The 13,918-nt window shown below is 70.4% G+C and carries 16 protein-coding genes; 8 read left to right on the top strand and 8 right to left on the bottom strand.

The window, feature by feature from the left end:
- Positions 1-26: 26 nt before the first annotated feature.
- The 3 genes from BSB02_RS05705 to ku all read right to left on the bottom strand — a co-directional run bounded on the left by BSB02_RS05705 (position 27) and on the right by ku (position 3,290).
- The gene (locus BSB02_RS05705; RefSeq protein ID WP_084957504.1) at positions 27-914 is read right to left on the bottom strand and encodes an alpha/beta fold hydrolase; all 888 of its coding nucleotides are present in this window, start codon (positions 912-914) and stop codon (positions 27-29) included.
- A gap of 644 nt (positions 915-1,558) precedes the next feature.
- The gene (locus BSB02_RS05700) at positions 1,559-1,993 is read right to left on the bottom strand and encodes a hypothetical protein (RefSeq protein WP_143590274.1); all 435 of its coding nucleotides are present in this window, start codon (positions 1,991-1,993) and stop codon (positions 1,559-1,561) included.
- A 454-nt stretch (positions 1,994-2,447) separates the two neighbouring features.
- Positions 2,448-3,290, bottom strand: coding sequence for a non-homologous end joining protein Ku (gene ku / locus BSB02_RS05695; RefSeq protein WP_084957500.1), 843 nt, complete (start codon positions 3,288-3,290; stop codon positions 2,448-2,450).
- 93 nt (positions 3,291-3,383) lie between these two features.
- On the opposite strand from ku, the gene ligD (BSB02_RS05690) reads away from it, so the two are divergent.
- The 5 genes from ligD (BSB02_RS05690) to BSB02_RS05670 all read left to right on the top strand — a co-directional run bounded on the left by ligD (BSB02_RS05690) (position 3,384) and on the right by BSB02_RS05670 (position 6,400).
- Positions 3,384-4,271: a non-homologous end-joining DNA ligase gene (ligD, locus tag BSB02_RS05690; RefSeq protein WP_240506200.1), complete on the top strand. Its 888-nt coding sequence runs from the start codon at positions 3,384-3,386 to the stop codon at positions 4,269-4,271.
- The gene (ligD, locus tag BSB02_RS05685; protein WP_084957496.1) at positions 4,268-5,143 is read left to right on the top strand and encodes a non-homologous end-joining DNA ligase; all 876 of its coding nucleotides are present in this window, start codon (positions 4,268-4,270) and stop codon (positions 5,141-5,143) included. The genes ligD (BSB02_RS05690) and ligD (BSB02_RS05685) overlap by 4 nt, the downstream gene beginning before the upstream one ends.
- A 33-nt stretch (positions 5,144-5,176) precedes the next feature.
- Positions 5,177-5,389: a hypothetical protein gene (locus tag BSB02_RS05680; protein WP_240506199.1), complete on the top strand. Its 213-nt coding sequence runs from the start codon at positions 5,177-5,179 to the stop codon at positions 5,387-5,389.
- Between the two features lie 73 nt (positions 5,390-5,462).
- Positions 5,463-6,083 carry a TetR/AcrR family transcriptional regulator gene (locus BSB02_RS05675; RefSeq protein ID WP_084957494.1) on the top strand — a complete coding sequence of 207 codons (621 nt, stop codon included), beginning with the start codon at positions 5,463-5,465 and terminating at the stop codon, positions 6,081-6,083.
- Positions 6,084-6,169: 86 nt separating this feature from the next.
- Complete coding sequence (locus tag BSB02_RS05670; RefSeq protein ID WP_084957492.1) at positions 6,170-6,400, top strand: DUF3107 domain-containing protein; 231 nt, start codon at positions 6,170-6,172, stop codon at positions 6,398-6,400.
- Between the two features lie 49 nt (positions 6,401-6,449).
- Here the strand turns inward: BSB02_RS05670 and BSB02_RS05665 are convergent, their stop codons facing one another.
- A complete protein-coding gene (locus BSB02_RS05665) occupies positions 6,450-7,109 on the bottom strand; it encodes a ferritin-like fold-containing protein (protein WP_084957491.1) in 660 nt (219 codons plus the stop codon).
- Between the two features lie 201 nt (positions 7,110-7,310).
- On the opposite strand from BSB02_RS05665, the gene BSB02_RS05660 reads away from it, so the two are divergent.
- A complete protein-coding gene (locus BSB02_RS05660) occupies positions 7,311-8,999 on the top strand; it encodes a DEAD/DEAH box helicase (protein WP_143590272.1) in 1,689 nt (562 codons plus the stop codon).
- A 191-nt stretch (positions 9,000-9,190) separates the two neighbouring features.
- Here the strand turns inward: BSB02_RS05660 and BSB02_RS05655 are convergent, their stop codons facing one another.
- Positions 9,191-9,754 carry a GNAT family N-acetyltransferase gene (locus BSB02_RS05655; RefSeq protein WP_084957489.1) on the bottom strand — a complete coding sequence of 188 codons (564 nt, stop codon included), beginning with the start codon at positions 9,752-9,754 and terminating at the stop codon, positions 9,191-9,193.
- A gap of 75 nt (positions 9,755-9,829) precedes the next feature.
- Between BSB02_RS05655 and BSB02_RS05650 the strand changes: the two genes are divergently transcribed.
- Positions 9,830-10,714, top strand: coding sequence for an alpha/beta fold hydrolase (locus tag BSB02_RS05650; RefSeq protein ID WP_084957486.1), 885 nt, complete (start codon positions 9,830-9,832; stop codon positions 10,712-10,714).
- A 13-nt stretch (positions 10,715-10,727) separates the two neighbouring features.
- On the top strand, positions 10,728-11,612 hold the full coding sequence (locus BSB02_RS05645; protein ID WP_084957484.1) for an oxygenase MpaB family protein: 885 nt from the start codon (positions 10,728-10,730) through the stop codon (positions 11,610-11,612).
- Here the strand turns inward: BSB02_RS05645 and BSB02_RS05640 are convergent.
- From BSB02_RS05640 to BSB02_RS05630, 3 genes are all read right to left on the bottom strand, one after another.
- Entirely contained in the window at positions 11,609-12,457 is an 849-nt protein-coding gene (locus BSB02_RS05640) for a RecB family exonuclease (RefSeq protein ID WP_338064321.1), read from the bottom strand. The two genes, BSB02_RS05645 and BSB02_RS05640, sit on opposite strands and share 4 nt — an antisense overlap.
- 1 nt (position 12,458) lies before the next feature.
- A complete protein-coding gene (locus BSB02_RS05635; protein WP_084957482.1) occupies positions 12,459-13,166 on the bottom strand; it encodes an MBL fold metallo-hydrolase in 708 nt (235 codons plus the stop codon).
- Positions 13,167-13,305: 139 nt separating this feature from the next.
- Positions 13,306-13,914, bottom strand: a complete 609-nt coding sequence (locus BSB02_RS05630) for a MarC family protein (RefSeq protein ID WP_084957480.1) — start codon at positions 13,912-13,914, stop codon at positions 13,306-13,308.
- Between the last annotated feature and the right edge of the window lie 4 nt (positions 13,915-13,918).

Genomic DNA, 13,918 nt, shown 5'->3' with positions numbered 1-13,918 from the left:
GATGCAGGTTCTTTCCTCTCAGAAACCTAGCTGGCGAGTGGGGCATTCCCCAATCGCGTCTCAAGGATCAGACGCCGGGTCTCGGCGGCCACCACCTGCGGCATCTCCATCTGCGCCACGTGGCCGCAGCCGGGCAGTACGACCAGGCGGCTGCGGCGGAAGGTCCGGGCCGCCCTGAGCGCCACCCCGGGCCGCACGAGCCGGTCGCGCCTGCCGTACAGCAGCAGGGTGGGCTGGCCGATCGACGCCGCATCGCGCCACAGGTCCTTCCTGAAGTACTCCCTGACGATGCCCCTGGCCGAGCCGATCATGGCCTGCTGGGCGTACGGCAGGCCGTCGCGGCGGCGCAGCTCCTCCACGGCGTCGCTGACGCGGCGCGGGTGCACGCAGGCGACGTCGGCGTAGATCATCGCCATCGTGGCGGCGATCCTGCGCTCGGCGGGCAGCCGGCCGAGCATGGCGGCGGCGACCTCGCCCAGGCGCGGGGCGGAGGCGAGCAGCACCCTGGCCGGGCCGTAGCGGGGCAGCAGGTCGGGCAGCGCCGGGCTGACCAGCGTCAGGGAGCGCACGAGGTCGGGCCGCAGGGCGGTGGCGCGCACGGCGACGGCGCCGCCCAGGGAGTTGCCGAACAGATGGGCCGGTCCCGTCTCCTCCAGCAGGCCGACGACGGCGCGGGCGTGGGCGGTGACCGAGTAGTCGCCGTCGGGCGGCGGCGGGGAGAAGCCGTTGCCCGGCAGGTCGATCGCGTGCCCGGTGACCACGTCGCGCAGCTCGTGCATCAGGTCGGTCCAGTTCGTCGCGGAACCGGCCAGCCCGTGGACGAAGACGGCCCGCTCGGGGGCTCCTTCGGGGGTCGAGCGGACGTGGACGGGCCCGACCATGCGTCCGGGCCAGTGGGGGATCGGCAGGTCCATGCCCCCAAGATAGCTCACGCGCCTTTTTGCATAAGTTAGACATAAATAAATGCATACACCGCTTATATCTATTTATGTCCGGCTTGTGGCGCCTGAAATGGCCGGCAGACCGCCGGGGAAAGGGATGATGTCCCACTACAGGAAGGCCGTAGCCGTCGGCACCCTGACGGCGGCTCTCACCTGGGTCTCATGGGAGCCGGAGCCACGACGGTCGGCGCGACCACGGGTGCGGGCGGCCGCCGCCCGCAGCCGATCGCCGACCTCCACCGCGACATGGTCCTTGAGCGGTTCGGAGACCCGCCCCCACACGCGGGCGACGGCACCCGTTCGGTGAACGGGCGCCTGGTGCGCCAGACGACATCACCGTGCCGGCGCCGCTTGTGCGCCATCAGCCGGATCCGCTCCAGACCGAGCGTCACATGCTCGGCCTGGGCGCTCACCCACTCCTTGGCCCGCGCGGCGGGCGGACGACAGGCCGGGCACAACGGCGGGCCCGATCGGCCGGGCACCACGTGCGCCACCCGCACACCGCCGGCCTCGCCGTACCCCACCTGTCCCTGTTCCTGTCTCCCAACGCCGACGCCGGGGACGATTCCGGTCTGCGACGCCGACGGCATCGCCGTCGCACCGGCGCCGGCTGAGCATCACTTGGGCGACAGGACGCGCCCACGGAACATCGGGCGCTTGGTCTCCCAGTACCGCCAGCCTTCCACCCTGGAAGGCACGTTGGCGATGCCCCGCCCGACCGGGACGAGCTTGCATGTGCCGAGGACCCGCCAGGCCGACCAGCCGATGCGGTAGCCGAGCACCCGGTACCACATGTTGCCGTACATGCCCTTGCTGATCTCGCGGGAGTACTCGTGGCCGGTGAAGACCATGTGCCGCTCTTCGAGGTGCGGGAGCCCCGACTTGGACAGGCTCTGGACCAGCGTCTTGACCACGTCGTCCTTGGTGAGCTGCAGCGACTTCTCCAGCGAGCGCACTTTCAAGGTTTCGAGGTACGCGAGCACTTCGTGCTCCCTGGTGACGGAGACCGTCATCGAGCCGCCCGGGCCGTCGATGAAGCGGGTACGCGGCACGTAGAAATTCCGCGGCGAGAGCTTGTGGTGTTTGAAGAAGATGTGCGGATTGCACCGAGGAGGCTGGGCTTCTGCGGGTCTGACCGGGCTCACCGCCATGGTCAGGCTGGCGGCCACGACCACGGAGAGAGAACCGCCTAGAGCTAGCTTCGACATCCTTCGTTCCTTCCGAGAATGGACGACGAGAGATCACCATGATGATGGCACTCGCCACGAACTGTTCCAGAGCGGCACACCGACGACGCATTTCCCGTGCCTGGAAAGAATCGGTGAAGAATTGTCAATTGCCCTCGATGTCCGGGGCGCGCATAAGGCGTCTCTCGGCACGTCGGACGAGGTGGTCCGTTCGTGACGATTTCTTGAGGAGCCCCTGGCCCTCTTTTGCCGCTTACCGTGGCCCGTCATGAGAAAGCCCGGAGGGCGCTTTTCCCTCCGGGCTTTCGCGGTGAATGTTTCAAGCGGTTTTGCGGGCCCTCTTCTTGGACTCGGCCTTTTCTTCCTTCTTCGTTTTCGCCGCCGCGCCGCGTTCCCTCTTCGCCGCCTCGACGCTCGCGCGCAACGCGGCCATCAGGTCCACCGCGGGCCCCGCCTCCTCGACCTCCGGAGACGCCACGACCTCCTTGCCGGCCACCTTGGCCTCGATGACCTCCTGGAGCGCCTCGCGGTAGGCGTCGTGGTACTCCTCCGGGTCGAAGTCGGCCTCCATCGTGGCGATGAGCGACTCGGCCATCCTGAGCTCCTGCGCCCGCACCTCGACGTCCTCGTCCAGGAACTCGAAGTCCGGCCGGCGGATCTCGTCGGGCCACAGCATCGTCTCCAGCACGAAGACGCCGTCGCGCACCCGCAGCGTGGCCAGCGACTCCCGCTGCCGCAGGGCGACCTTCACCACCGCGACCTGCCCCGAGCTCTCCAGGGCGTTGCGCAGCAGCACGTACGGCTTGGCCCCCTCGGCGTCCGGCTCGAGGTAGTAGGACTTGGCGAAGTAGATCGGGTCGATCTGGTCGGCCGCGGTGAACTGCAGCACGTCGATCCGGCGCGAGGTGGACAGGGGCAAGTCCTCGAAGTCCTCGTCGGTGAGCACGACGATCTCCCCGGTGGCCAGCTCGTACCCCTTGGCGATGTCGGCGTAGGGCACCTCCTCCCCGCACTTGGTGCACACCCGCTTGTAGCGGATCCTGCCGCCGTCCTCGCGGTGCACCTGGTGGAAGGTGACGTCCTTCTGCTCGGTCGCGGAGTACAGCTTCACCGGGATCGTGACCAGGCCGAAGGAGATCGCACCCTTCCAGATGCTGCGCATGGAGCACCCCTTCGTCACTATCCGGCTCGCCTTGAGGGCACATACCCGTACATGGGCGATCCAATGCCGTTTCCTGTGGAGCCGATGCTCGCCATGCCTGGTGAGCTGCCCGAGCGTCCCGAGCTGTACGGGCTGGAGGTCAAGTGGGACGGCATCCGCGCGATCATCCACGTGGACGGGGGGTTCCGGGTGACGGGGCGGCACGGCGCCGACTACACCCGCCGTTATCCCGAAATTTCTGGGTTCGGGTTGCGAAACCTCGGGTTGAGGAACGCAGTCATCGACGGCGAAGTGGTCTCCTTCGACCGGCACGGCCGCCCCAGCTTCAAGCGCCTCCAGCACCGCATGCACCTGACCGATCCCGAGCCGGCCATGCTGCGCCTGTACCCCGTCACCTACCTGCCCTTCGACCTGCTCTACCTCAACGGCACCCCGCTGTTCGACCTGCCGTACCGCGACCGCCGCACCCTCCTGGACGAGCTCGACATCGGGGCTCCGCCGTACTTCCCGGGCACCACGGACCTGCTCGGCGCCACCCACGCGCAAGGGCTGGAGGGCGTGGTCGCCAAGCGGCTGGACTCGCCGTACCGGCCGGGCACCCGCTCCCCCTGGTGGGTCAAGGTCAAGAACCTCACCACGAGGGAGGTCGTGGTCGGCGGCTGGAAGCCGGGCAAGGGACGGCGTGCCGGCGGCGTCGGGTCCCTGGTCATGGGCGTGTTCACCGGCCAGGGCCTGACCTACGTCGGGCACGTCGGCACGGGCTTCACCGACGCGCTGCTCGACGAGCTCCACGAGCTGCTCAGGCCGCTGGAGATCCGGCGCAGCCCCTTCCGCAACGAGGTGCCGTGGCGCAACCGGTGGGTTAGACCCGAGCTCGTGGGGGAGGTGGCCTACACGATGTGGACCGCCGATCTCAAGCTGAGACACCCCGTGTGGCGCGGCCTGCGCCCCGACAAGCTCCCCGCCGAGGTGACGCTATGAGCAGAGTGCCTGTCCAGGTCGACGGCCGGGAGCTGATGCTGAGCAACCTGGACAAGGTGCTCTACCCCGAGGCCGGCTTCACCAAGGCCGAGGTGATCGACTACTACAGCCGGATCGCCCCCGTGCTGCTCCCCTACATCGAGGGCCGGCCGCTGACCGTCAAGCGCTACCCCAACGGCGTGGAGGGCCCCTTCTTCTTCGAGAAGAACGCCCCCTCGCGCACCCCCGAGTGGATCAGGACGGTGACGATCCCGGTCCCCGGCAGCACCAAGGACCGCGAGACGATCGACTCCCCCATCGTCGAGAACCTGCCCGGGCTGGTGTACTACGCCAACCTGGCGGCGCTGGAGCTGCACGTCCCGATGTGGCGCGTCGACGGGAGGGGCCGTGCCCAGGACCCCGACACGCTCGTGTTCGACCTCGACCCCGGCCCTCCGGCGACGATCGTGGAGTGCTGCGAGGTGGCCCTGATCCTGCGGGACGTCCTCAAGGCCGAGGGGCTGACGGCCAGGCCCAAGACCAGCGGCAGCAAGGGCATGCAACTGTACGCCGGCTGGGACGGCCGCGCAGATGCGGCCACGTACGCCAAGGAGCTGGCAAGGTTGCTGGAGAAAGAGCACCGTGACCGGATCGTCAGCGTGATGACGCGATCGGCCAGACCTGGCAAGGTGTTCATCGACTGGAGCCAGAACAACCCGGCCAAGACCACCGTGGCGCCATACTCTCTGCGTGCCAGGCAGCGGCCCACCGTCTCCACGCCCCTGCTGTGGGAGGAGGTCGAGGGCTGCGAGCGGCCCGAGGACCTGGTCTTCACCGCCGCGGACGTGCTGGAGCGAGTGGAGGAGCACGGGGATCTGTTCGGCCGGGCGTAATGTGGAACCGTCCACGACCAGAGGGGACCAAACATGTCGGAGATGGACGTACGTGGGGACGAGCGCCCTTTCGACGAGGCCGAGCTGCCCATCGAGGCGCCCGAGGCGGACGCCGCCGAGCAGCAGCGTCAGTTGCGTGAGGAGGCCGACCGGACGTTCCGCCGCGAGCTGCCGCTCGATGTGGATCCCGCGGACATGGCCGACCAGGAGCGCATTGTGGACCTCGACGACGAAGACTACCGATGAGGTGCTAGCCCACACGTAGGATGTCCGAACGAACTCGACCCCCCCACTCGGAGTCCGCGACGAAGGAGACCGCATGACGGCTACCCCGGATGCCAAGCCCCGGGGCACGCGGCTGCCCCGACTCGCCCGCCGGCGTCAGCTGCTCAGCGCCGCCCAGGAGGTCTTCGTCGAGAACGGCTACCACGCCGCGGCCATGGACGAGATCGCCGACCGGGCCGGGGTCAGCAAGCCGGTGCTGTACCAGCACTTTCCCGGCAAGCTGGAGCTGTACCTGGCGCTGCTCGACCTCCACGTCGACGACATGGTCAGCCGCATCAGGGACGCGCTGGCCTCGACGCAGGAGAACAAGCTGCGCGTGCAGGCCACCTTCGGCGCCTTCTTCGACTTCGTCTCCGGGCAGGGTGAGGCGTTCCGCCTGGTCTTCGAGTCCGACCTGCGCAACGTCGCCCCCGTGCGGCAGCGGGTGGAGCGGTCCCTGCGCGAGTGCGCCGAGCTGATCAGCGCCGTCATCCAGGACGACACCGGATGCTCCAGCGAGGAGGCGCACCTGCTGGCCGTCGGGCTCGTCGGCATGGCAGAGGTCAGCGCACGCTATTGGGTCACCACGCACGGCTCCATCCCCAAGGACGCGGCCGAGCAGCTCATGGCCAGGCTGGCCTGGCGCGGCATCAGCGGCTTTCCGCGTACGGCTTAATCCGTTCGCTTGCCGCGATCACCCGGTCCCGAGCCGGTCGCCGCAGGTCACGATGGGGTGTGGAACACGGGACGTGAGGGAGCGCGATGGAAGTCAAGATCGGCGTACGGTCGGTGCACCGTGAGCTCGTGGTGGAAACCGACCTCTCGGCCGAGCAGCTCGAAGAGGAGATCAAGCAGGCGCTGACCGCCGATCGCGGTTTCTGGGCCATCACCGACGTCAAGGGCAGGCGCATCATCGTGCCGGTGGCGGCGCTCGGCTTCGTCGAGATCGGCGAGGACGAGGCCAGGCCGGTGGGATTCGGCGGCACGCTTTAGGTTTTCCGGCCCGAGGGGTACGGCCCGGCCGTACCCCTCGGCATGCCGGTCACAGGCCGAGCGCGGCCATGCGCTTGTTGTGCTCCTCGGTCAGCTGGGCGAACAGGCGCGAGACGTCGGCCTGGTCGGCGTCCGACAGCAGCCGGGCCAGCTCGGGCCGGGCGGCGGCCACCTGCTGGGCCTGGCTGAGCGCCTCGCCCACCAGGCGCCTGGCCCACAGCGCCAGCCGCCCGCTCTGCGCGGGATCCTCCGCCAGGGCGGCGCGCACCCGCTCGACGACGAACTCCGAACGCGGCTCGTCGGCCAGCACCTCCTCCACCAGCGGCGAGAGGGAGGGGTCCAGCCGCTTGGCGGCCTCGCGGTAGAAGTCCAGGGCGATGCCCAGCCCCACGTACGCCTTGACCAGCGCCGCGAGCCAGTCGCCCGGCCTGGTCAGCTCGTGCCAGGCGTCGAAGGCCCCGCAGAAGGGCGCCATCGCGCGCTCCGGATCGGCCCCCAGCTCGGTCAGCCGGTCGCGCAGCAGGCGGAAGTGGCCGTACTCCGTCACGGCCAGCTCGCCCAGCTGGGCCCGGTCCGTCACCGTCGGCGCGAGATGCGCCGCGTCCTCCGCCATCCGCAGGAACGCCGTCAGCTCGGCGTAGGCCAGGGCGCCCAGCAGGTCGACCACGCCGGAGCTCGCGCCGGGGGAAGGCGCATCAGAATCTGCCATGAACGCAGCGTACTTCGCGGGAACATCTGCCATCTCGGCCAGCGTTGTGCTATCGAGTACACTGCTCTGTGAAAGTGCGACCGCACTATGTGAATCCGGGGGATTCTCTCCCGATTGCCCCCACATCTGGGTCAGCGGTCGCTGACGAATGGAGAGGACTGGCCCCTCCGCGCGGACCCCTGTCCCGGAGGCCCAGTCTTCATGGTGAGACTGAGGCAGGCCACACTGACGACCTTCCGTGAGCTCGGAGTCATTCCGGAGATCGCCGATGCCCTCGAGACCGAGGGCATCACCACGCCGTTTCCCATCCAGGAGATGGCACTCCCGCTCGCCCTGAGCGGCCAGGACGTGATCGGCCAGGCGCGCACCGGGACGGGCAAGACCTACGCGTTCGGCATCGCGATGCTGCAGAGCATCGGCAAGCCGCGCAAGAACCGCAAGAAGCCGCGCGGTCTGGTGATCGTGCCCACCCGCGAGCTGGCCATCCAGGTCTCGGAGGACCTGGTCACCGCGGCCGGCAAGCTCGGCTCCCGTGTCCTGACCGTGTACGGCGGGCGCGCCTACGAGCCGCAGATCGAGGCGCTCAAGACCGGCGTCGACGTGGTCGTCGGCACCCCGGGGCGCCTCCTGGACCTGGTCAAGCAGAAGCACCTGGACCTCTCGCAGGTCACCACGCTGGTGCTGGACGAGGCCGACCGCATGCTCGACCTGGGCTTCCTGCCCGACATCGAGCGGATCTTCAAGCTCGTGCCCGAGGAGCGGCAGACGATGCTGTTCTCGGCCACCATGCCGGGCGAGATCGTCGCGCTGTCGCGCCGCTACCTCAACCGGCCCACCCACGTCCGCGCCGAGCACGACGCCGGCGAGGGCGAGGCCACCCCGCAGGTGCGCCAGTTCGTCTGGCGGACGCACCGCATGGACAAGATCGAGCTGCTGGCGCGGGTCCTGCAGGCCGAGGGCCGCGGGCTCACGATGGTGTTCTGCGAGACCAAGCGCGCCTGCGACATGGTCGCCGAGCAGCTCGACACCCGCGGCTTCGCCGTGGCCGCCGTCCACGGCGACCTCGGCCAGGGGCAGCGCGAGCAGGCTCTGCGGGCCTTCCGCAACGGCAAGATCGACGTGCTTGTGGCCACCGACGTGGCCGCGCGCGGCATCGACATCGACGACGTCACCCACGTGGTCAACTACGACTGCCCCAACGACGAGAAGACCTACGTGCACCGCATCGGCCGCACCGGCCGCGCGGGCCGCACCGGCATCGCGGTCACCTTCGTCGAGTGGGAGGAGCTGACCCGGTGGAAGATGATCAACCAGATGCTCGGCCTGGAGTTCGCCGAGCCGGAGGAGACCTACTCCACCTCGCCGCACGTCTACTCGTCGCTGGGCATCCCCGAGGGCACCAAGGGCGTGCTCCCGCGTGAGGCCCGCAGGCGCGCCGGGCTGGCGGCCGAGGAGATCGAAGACCTCGGCGAGACCGGGCGGTCGCGCTCCCGCGGCCGCCGGGAGGAGCGCGACCGCCCGGCCCGCGCTCCCCGCCAGCGCCGCCGTACCCGTGGCGGCCTGGTGACGGCCCCGTCGCCAGAGGAGCCAACGCAGGCAGAGGAGCCGAGGCAGCCAGAGGAGTCCGTGTCCGCCGAGCCGGAGGTCGAGTCCATGGACCAGACACCCGAACTGGTCTCCGTCGAGGAGCTCGCCGCTGTGCCGATTCAGGAGCCGGTGCAGGAGCCGGTGCGCCGCGAGCCCGAGCGGATCATCCCGGCCAGCCCGTTCCAGGTCATCTTCAAGTCGCCCGACCTGGCGACGGACGAGGACGAGATCGCGCCTTCGGCGGCGACGGAGCGGCAGCAGCAGCGCCGCCGCCCCCGCGGCAACGGCACCCGCCGCCGCTGACCCTCCCCGGCCCGCAGGCCGACGCCTTGCCGGGCCGGGGACCTGGAGTGCGCGCCGCGCCTCACCGCACCCCGTGCCGGGCCGAGGACCTGGGAGTGTGCGTGCCGCCGTACCCCACTCCCCATGTCCTCAGCCCCAGCCGTGGGCAGGGCCGGGACGGCGGGGCAGGGGTTACGGCGAGGGGCGGTAAGTCACAGGTCCAGCCGCATGATCGGACGGGTGGGCGAGCGCCGGGCGATCTCGCGGAAGCCCGCCCCCTCGAACAGCGAGCGCCACCCGTAGTACAGCTCCGCCGCCTGGACCCGCCTGCCGGTGTCGCGGGGATAGCCCTCCAGCGCCCGCGCCCCGTGGGACCGCGCGAAGCCGATCGCCGCCCGCAGCAGGGCGGCCGGCACCCCGCGCCCCCGCCCAGCGGGGGTGACGAAGAAGCACGGCACCGACCAGACGCCCTCCTCGGCGGGGTCCACCGGCTTGACGACCGGCGACCGCCCGATCCGCACGTAGTCCTCCCGGGGCGCCACCGCGCACCAGCCGACCGGCGTCCCGTCGAGGTAGGCCAGCAGTCCCGGAGCCGGTCCCGCGGACTCCACGAGCCCCCGCAGCCGCTCCCTGGCCTGCTCCCCCGCGATCTGCCGGAACTGCGCGTCGGTGGTCCTGAACCACATGCACCAGCAACCGCCGTACGCGCCCCTGGGCCCGAAGACGGCGGCCACGTCGGGCCACGAGCTCGCGGGCCGGATCGCAATCTCCTCCATCGGCCCATCCTCCCAGAACCGGCGTAGCGACTTCACCGGTGTCGTCACGGGAAGTGACGGGTATTGTTGCCCCACGTGAGTACGCCGCGTTTCCTGACCTTGCCGCCCGGTGTGACGCCCAGGAGGATCGAGACCTCCCGGGGGATCTTCGCGGTCCTCGAGGCGTTGCCCGGCAGCGGCGTGGTCGAGCGCTGTCCCGCCCTGCTGGTGCCGGGGCTGACCGGCAGCAAGGAGGATTTCCTCGCCGTCCTGCAGACGCTCGCCCACTCCGGACGCCGCGTGGTCGCGATGGACCTGCGGGGGCAGTACGAAACGCCGGGCCCCGACGACCCGGCCGCCTACACCTGCGCCGCCCTGGGGGCCGACGTCGACGCGCTGGCCGAGACGATCGGCGGGAGCGAGCCCGTCCACCTGGTGGGCCACTCCTTCGGCGGGCTGGTGGCGCGGGCCGCGGCGATCGACGGCAGGGCCAGGCTCGCCTCGCTGACGCTGATGAGCACCGGCCCGACCGGCATCACCGGGCGCCGGGCGGAGGGCGGCAAGAAGATCATCGAGGAGATCGGGCAGTTCGGCCTCGAACACCTGTGGCACTCGAGGTTCGAGCCCGAGGCCGTGGCCAACGGCGTGCCCGACGAGATCGTCGCGTTCCTGCGCAAGAGGCTGCTGTCCAACTCGCCGACGGGGCTGGGCGTGATGGCCGAGCAGTGCCTGTGCATCGACGACCGCACCGAGCAGCTCCGGCAGGCCGGCGTGCCGGTGCTGGTGCTGTTCGGCGAGCACGACGACGGCTGGCCGCCGCAGGTGCAGCGGCAGACCGCGAGGCGGCTGGAGGCCGAGTGCGTGGTGGTGCCGGGCGCGGTCCACTCGCCCGCGGTGGAGGCGCCCGAGACGACGGCCGCGGCGCTGGTCCGCTTCTGGAACGAGGCGGAGGCATTGGACGCCAAGTCCAAAGAGGTGTAATCATTCACTTACTATGGAAACGGTTCAGCCCCCGCAGTCCGTGACGTGGCTGGTGCACCTCGACCGCTCGATCTGGGTGGGCGGCGTGCGCGGCCTCATGCTCCAGGCCCTGCACCCCGTCGCGATGCGGGGCGTCTGGCAGAACTCCAATTTCCAGGAAGACCCGTTCGGGCGGCTCCGCCGTACCGCGGACTTCGTGGGACGGGTGACCTTCGGCAGCCCTGAGGAGGCCGAGGAGATCGGCCGCCGCGTCCGCGCCATCCACCGGCGGCTCCGCATCCGGCACGAAGGCAGGACCTACCGCGTCGACGACCCCGAGCTGCTGCTGTGGGTCCACTGCGCGGAGGTGTCCTCCTACCTGGAGGTGGCCAGGCGCGGCAGGCCGGGCATCACCGAGCGCATGGCCGACCGGTACCTTCGCGAGCAGCGCAAGAGTGCCACCTACGTCGGCCTGCACGAGGACGACGTGCCGGGGTCGGTCGCGGAGATGGACGCCTACTTCAAGCAGATGCGGCCGAAGCTCCAGGTCACGCCCGAGGCGGCGGCGACCGTGCGCTTCCTGCTGTGGCCGCGGCTGCCGCGCGAGATGCGGATGCTGGCGCCGGGCAAGCCGGCCTACTTCCCGTTCGGGGCGCTGTGCTACTACACGCTCCCCGCTTGGGCGCGGCGCATGTACGGCGTGCTGCCGGAGGTGCCGCAGGCGACGGCGACCGCGGCGTTGCGGGCGTTCCGGCTGGCGGCGAACTCGCTGCCCGAGGCGGTGCACGACCGGATGTTCATGCCGTCGACCCGGCGGATGCTGGAGGGCGCGCGCACGCGCCTGGCGGCGGCCGGCTACGACCTGAGCAGGGGCCTCGCGGGCTTGACCGACCCACGCCGCTGGGCCGGGGCCGCCTAGTCCGTGTCGAGCTGACCCGTGTCGAGCCCGTCCCAGGGGCGCTTGTCGGGAGCGGCCGCCCGGCCCTCCGGGCAGTGGCGGCGGAAGTCGCACCAGGAGCACATCGGGCCGGGGTTGGGCGGGAAGAGCGCCTCGTGCTCGCCCTTCCGGTAGCCCTCGTCGGCCTCGGCCGCCTCCAGCGCGACCTCCTCGGCCCGGCCCAGGTGCCGCGCGAGCGACTCGTCGGTGTGCTCCCACTCCACGATCTCACCGGTCGGGAGGTGGTGCAGCTCGACCTTGTGACAGGGCGTGCGCAGCATCCGGGAGGCGGCGATCGCGTACAGGGCCAGCGCGAGGGAGGAGCGGGCGTCGTCGGGGGTCAGCGCCCGCCGCCCGGTCTTGTAGTCGACGACGACCAGCTCGTCCCCGCGCCGGTCGAGCCGGTCGATGCGGCCGGAGACGGCGATCACCGGGGTCCGCGTGGCGACGACCCGCTCCACGCCCACCGGCTCGTCGGCGGGGTCCAGAGTGCTGACGTACCCGGCCACCATGTCGCACGCCCGCTTGAGCCAGGCGGCCGACTGCTCGGCGTCCCTGTACCCCTCGGCGATCCAGCCGCCGGCGAGCAGGACGCTCGCCATGTGCGGGGTCCTTCTCTCGTACGGCTCCCGCCACCAGGCCGCCAGGGCGTTGTGCACGCTCGCGCCGAGGCTGGTGTGCGCCCAGGCCGGGCCCTTCTGGGGCGCCGGCCGGTCGAGGTAGGTGAAGCGGTAGCGGCGCCGGCAGTCGAGCCAGGTGTTCAACCGCGACGGCGTGCAGGAGTAGAGCCGCCGCGGCATGCCCTCCAGCGGGAGCTGGTCGTACACGCTAGTCGTCGTCCGGTTCGAGCGAGATCCCGGCGGACCTGGTGCCGTCGACAAGGGGGCTCTCCGGCTTGTCGGTGCGGGTCAGCGAGCCGGACACCCAGTCGTCGAAGTGGGGCTCCAGGTCCCCGACCGTGGTCTCCTCGCCGTGCGCGGGCAGCACGCGCGTGGCGTGGGGCAGGGTGAACAGCCGCCCGCCGATCGAGGTGAGCTGGTCGGCCAGCGCGGGATACTCCCCGCCGAGCTTGCCGGGACCGTCGGCCAGCAGCGACTTGCCGGTGAAGACGGCCTGCAGGTCCTCGCTGTAGAGGGAGATGCCGCCCGGCGTGACGCCGGGGGTCTCCATGACGTCGAGGGTGACGTCGGCGACCTGGAACCGGCCGTCGTCCTCCAGGTCGATGTCCGGCCAGGTCTCCGACCAGGTCTCGCGCCACAGGGGCTTGTCCTTCGGGTGGAGGGCGATCACCGCCTCGTCGCGGGCGGCCACCTCGATCGCCGCGCCGACGTGGTCGGACAGGCCGTGGGTGCAGATGACGGCGAGCACCTCGCGCTCGCCGACCTGCTCCAGGATCTTGTCGGCGTCCCGTGCCGGGTCGATGACGATGACTTCCTCGTCGTCGCCCACGATCCACGTATTGTTCTCGACCTTGTGCTCGACGCCGTCGACATCCACGACGCCTTCGGTCACCACTCGCTCGATACGCGCTGTCACGCTTCCGCATGCTACTGCGTTTGAACGGCGAGGCCGATCCTCACCGCGGCCACGCCCCGCCGTACCGCGTCTTTCTGCCAGATGGGGGCGGAGGACCAGAGGGAAAGGGCGGGCCGATCCCTGTCGCGGCCCTCGCGTGTCAGGCGAGCAAGGCTCTGATCGCGTTGATGATGAGCTGGACCGCCAGGGCCGACAGCAGCAGGCCCGCGATCCGCGTCACCAGCTCGACCCCGTTCTCCTTGATCACGCGGATGATCGACACCGAGAACCGCATGAAGATCCACAGGATGATGTGGACGGCCGCGATCGCCAGCCCCAGCGCCAGCGTGTCGGCGAAGCGGCCCTGCGCCTGCTGCGAGAAGACGATCGTGGCCACGATCGCGCCCGGACCGGCCAGCAGCGGCGTCCCCAGCGGCACCAGGGCGACGTTGACGTTGGAGCGCATCTCGTCGGCCCGCGGCTCGGTCTGCCCGCGCAGCAGCTCCAGCGCCACCAGCAACAGCAGCAGCCCGCCCGCGATCTGCATGGCCGGCACCTCGACGTGCAGGTACGACAGGATCGCCTGCCCGAACACCGCGAAGACGACGATGAGGCAGAACGCCGTCACCGCCGCCTGCCAGGCGATCGTGGTGCGCTGCCGGGCGGTGCGCCCGCCGGTGTAGGCGAGGAACAGCGGGATGACGCCGGGCGGGTCCATGATGACGAACATCGTCACGAACGCCTCGACGAAGAACCGTACGTCGAACACCGGC

The sequence above is a fragment of the Thermoactinospora rubra genome (genome assembly GCF_002093975.1).
Lineage (GTDB): Bacteria > Actinomycetota > Actinomycetes > Streptosporangiales > Streptosporangiaceae > Nonomuraea > Nonomuraea rubra_A.
The sequence above is the reverse complement of the archived record's forward strand: the minus strand, read 5'-3'. Positions and strand labels throughout refer to the sequence as shown.

Excerpts from the sequence above, each read along its gene's own strand:
- BSB02_RS05705 (WP_084957504.1), bottom strand. The coding sequence starts at position 914 with ATGGACCTGCCGATCCCCCACTGGCCCGGACGCATGGTCGGGCCCGTC.
- ku (WP_084957500.1), bottom strand. The coding sequence starts at position 3,290 with ATGCGCAGCATCTGGAAGGGTGCGATCTCCTTCGGCCTGGTCACGATC.
- ligD (WP_240506200.1), top strand. The coding sequence starts at position 3,384 with ATGCCTGGTGAGCTGCCCGAGCGTCCCGAGCTGTACGGGCTGGAGGTC.
- ligD (WP_084957496.1), top strand. The coding sequence starts at position 4,268 with ATGAGCAGAGTGCCTGTCCAGGTCGACGGCCGGGAGCTGATGCTGAGC.
- BSB02_RS05680 (WP_240506199.1), top strand. The coding sequence starts at position 5,177 with ATGTCGGAGATGGACGTACGTGGGGACGAGCGCCCTTTCGACGAGGCC.
- BSB02_RS05675 (WP_084957494.1), top strand. The coding sequence starts at position 5,463 with ATGACGGCTACCCCGGATGCCAAGCCCCGGGGCACGCGGCTGCCCCGA.
- BSB02_RS05670 (WP_084957492.1), top strand. The coding sequence starts at position 6,170 with ATGGAAGTCAAGATCGGCGTACGGTCGGTGCACCGTGAGCTCGTGGTG.
- BSB02_RS05665 (WP_084957491.1), bottom strand. The coding sequence starts at position 7,109 with ATGGCAGATTCTGATGCGCCTTCCCCCGGCGCGAGCTCCGGCGTGGTC.
- BSB02_RS05660 (WP_143590272.1), top strand. The coding sequence starts at position 7,311 with ATGGTGAGACTGAGGCAGGCCACACTGACGACCTTCCGTGAGCTCGGA.
- BSB02_RS05655 (WP_084957489.1), bottom strand. The coding sequence starts at position 9,754 with ATGGAGGAGATTGCGATCCGGCCCGCGAGCTCGTGGCCCGACGTGGCC.
- BSB02_RS05645 (WP_084957484.1), top strand. The coding sequence starts at position 10,728 with ATGGAAACGGTTCAGCCCCCGCAGTCCGTGACGTGGCTGGTGCACCTC.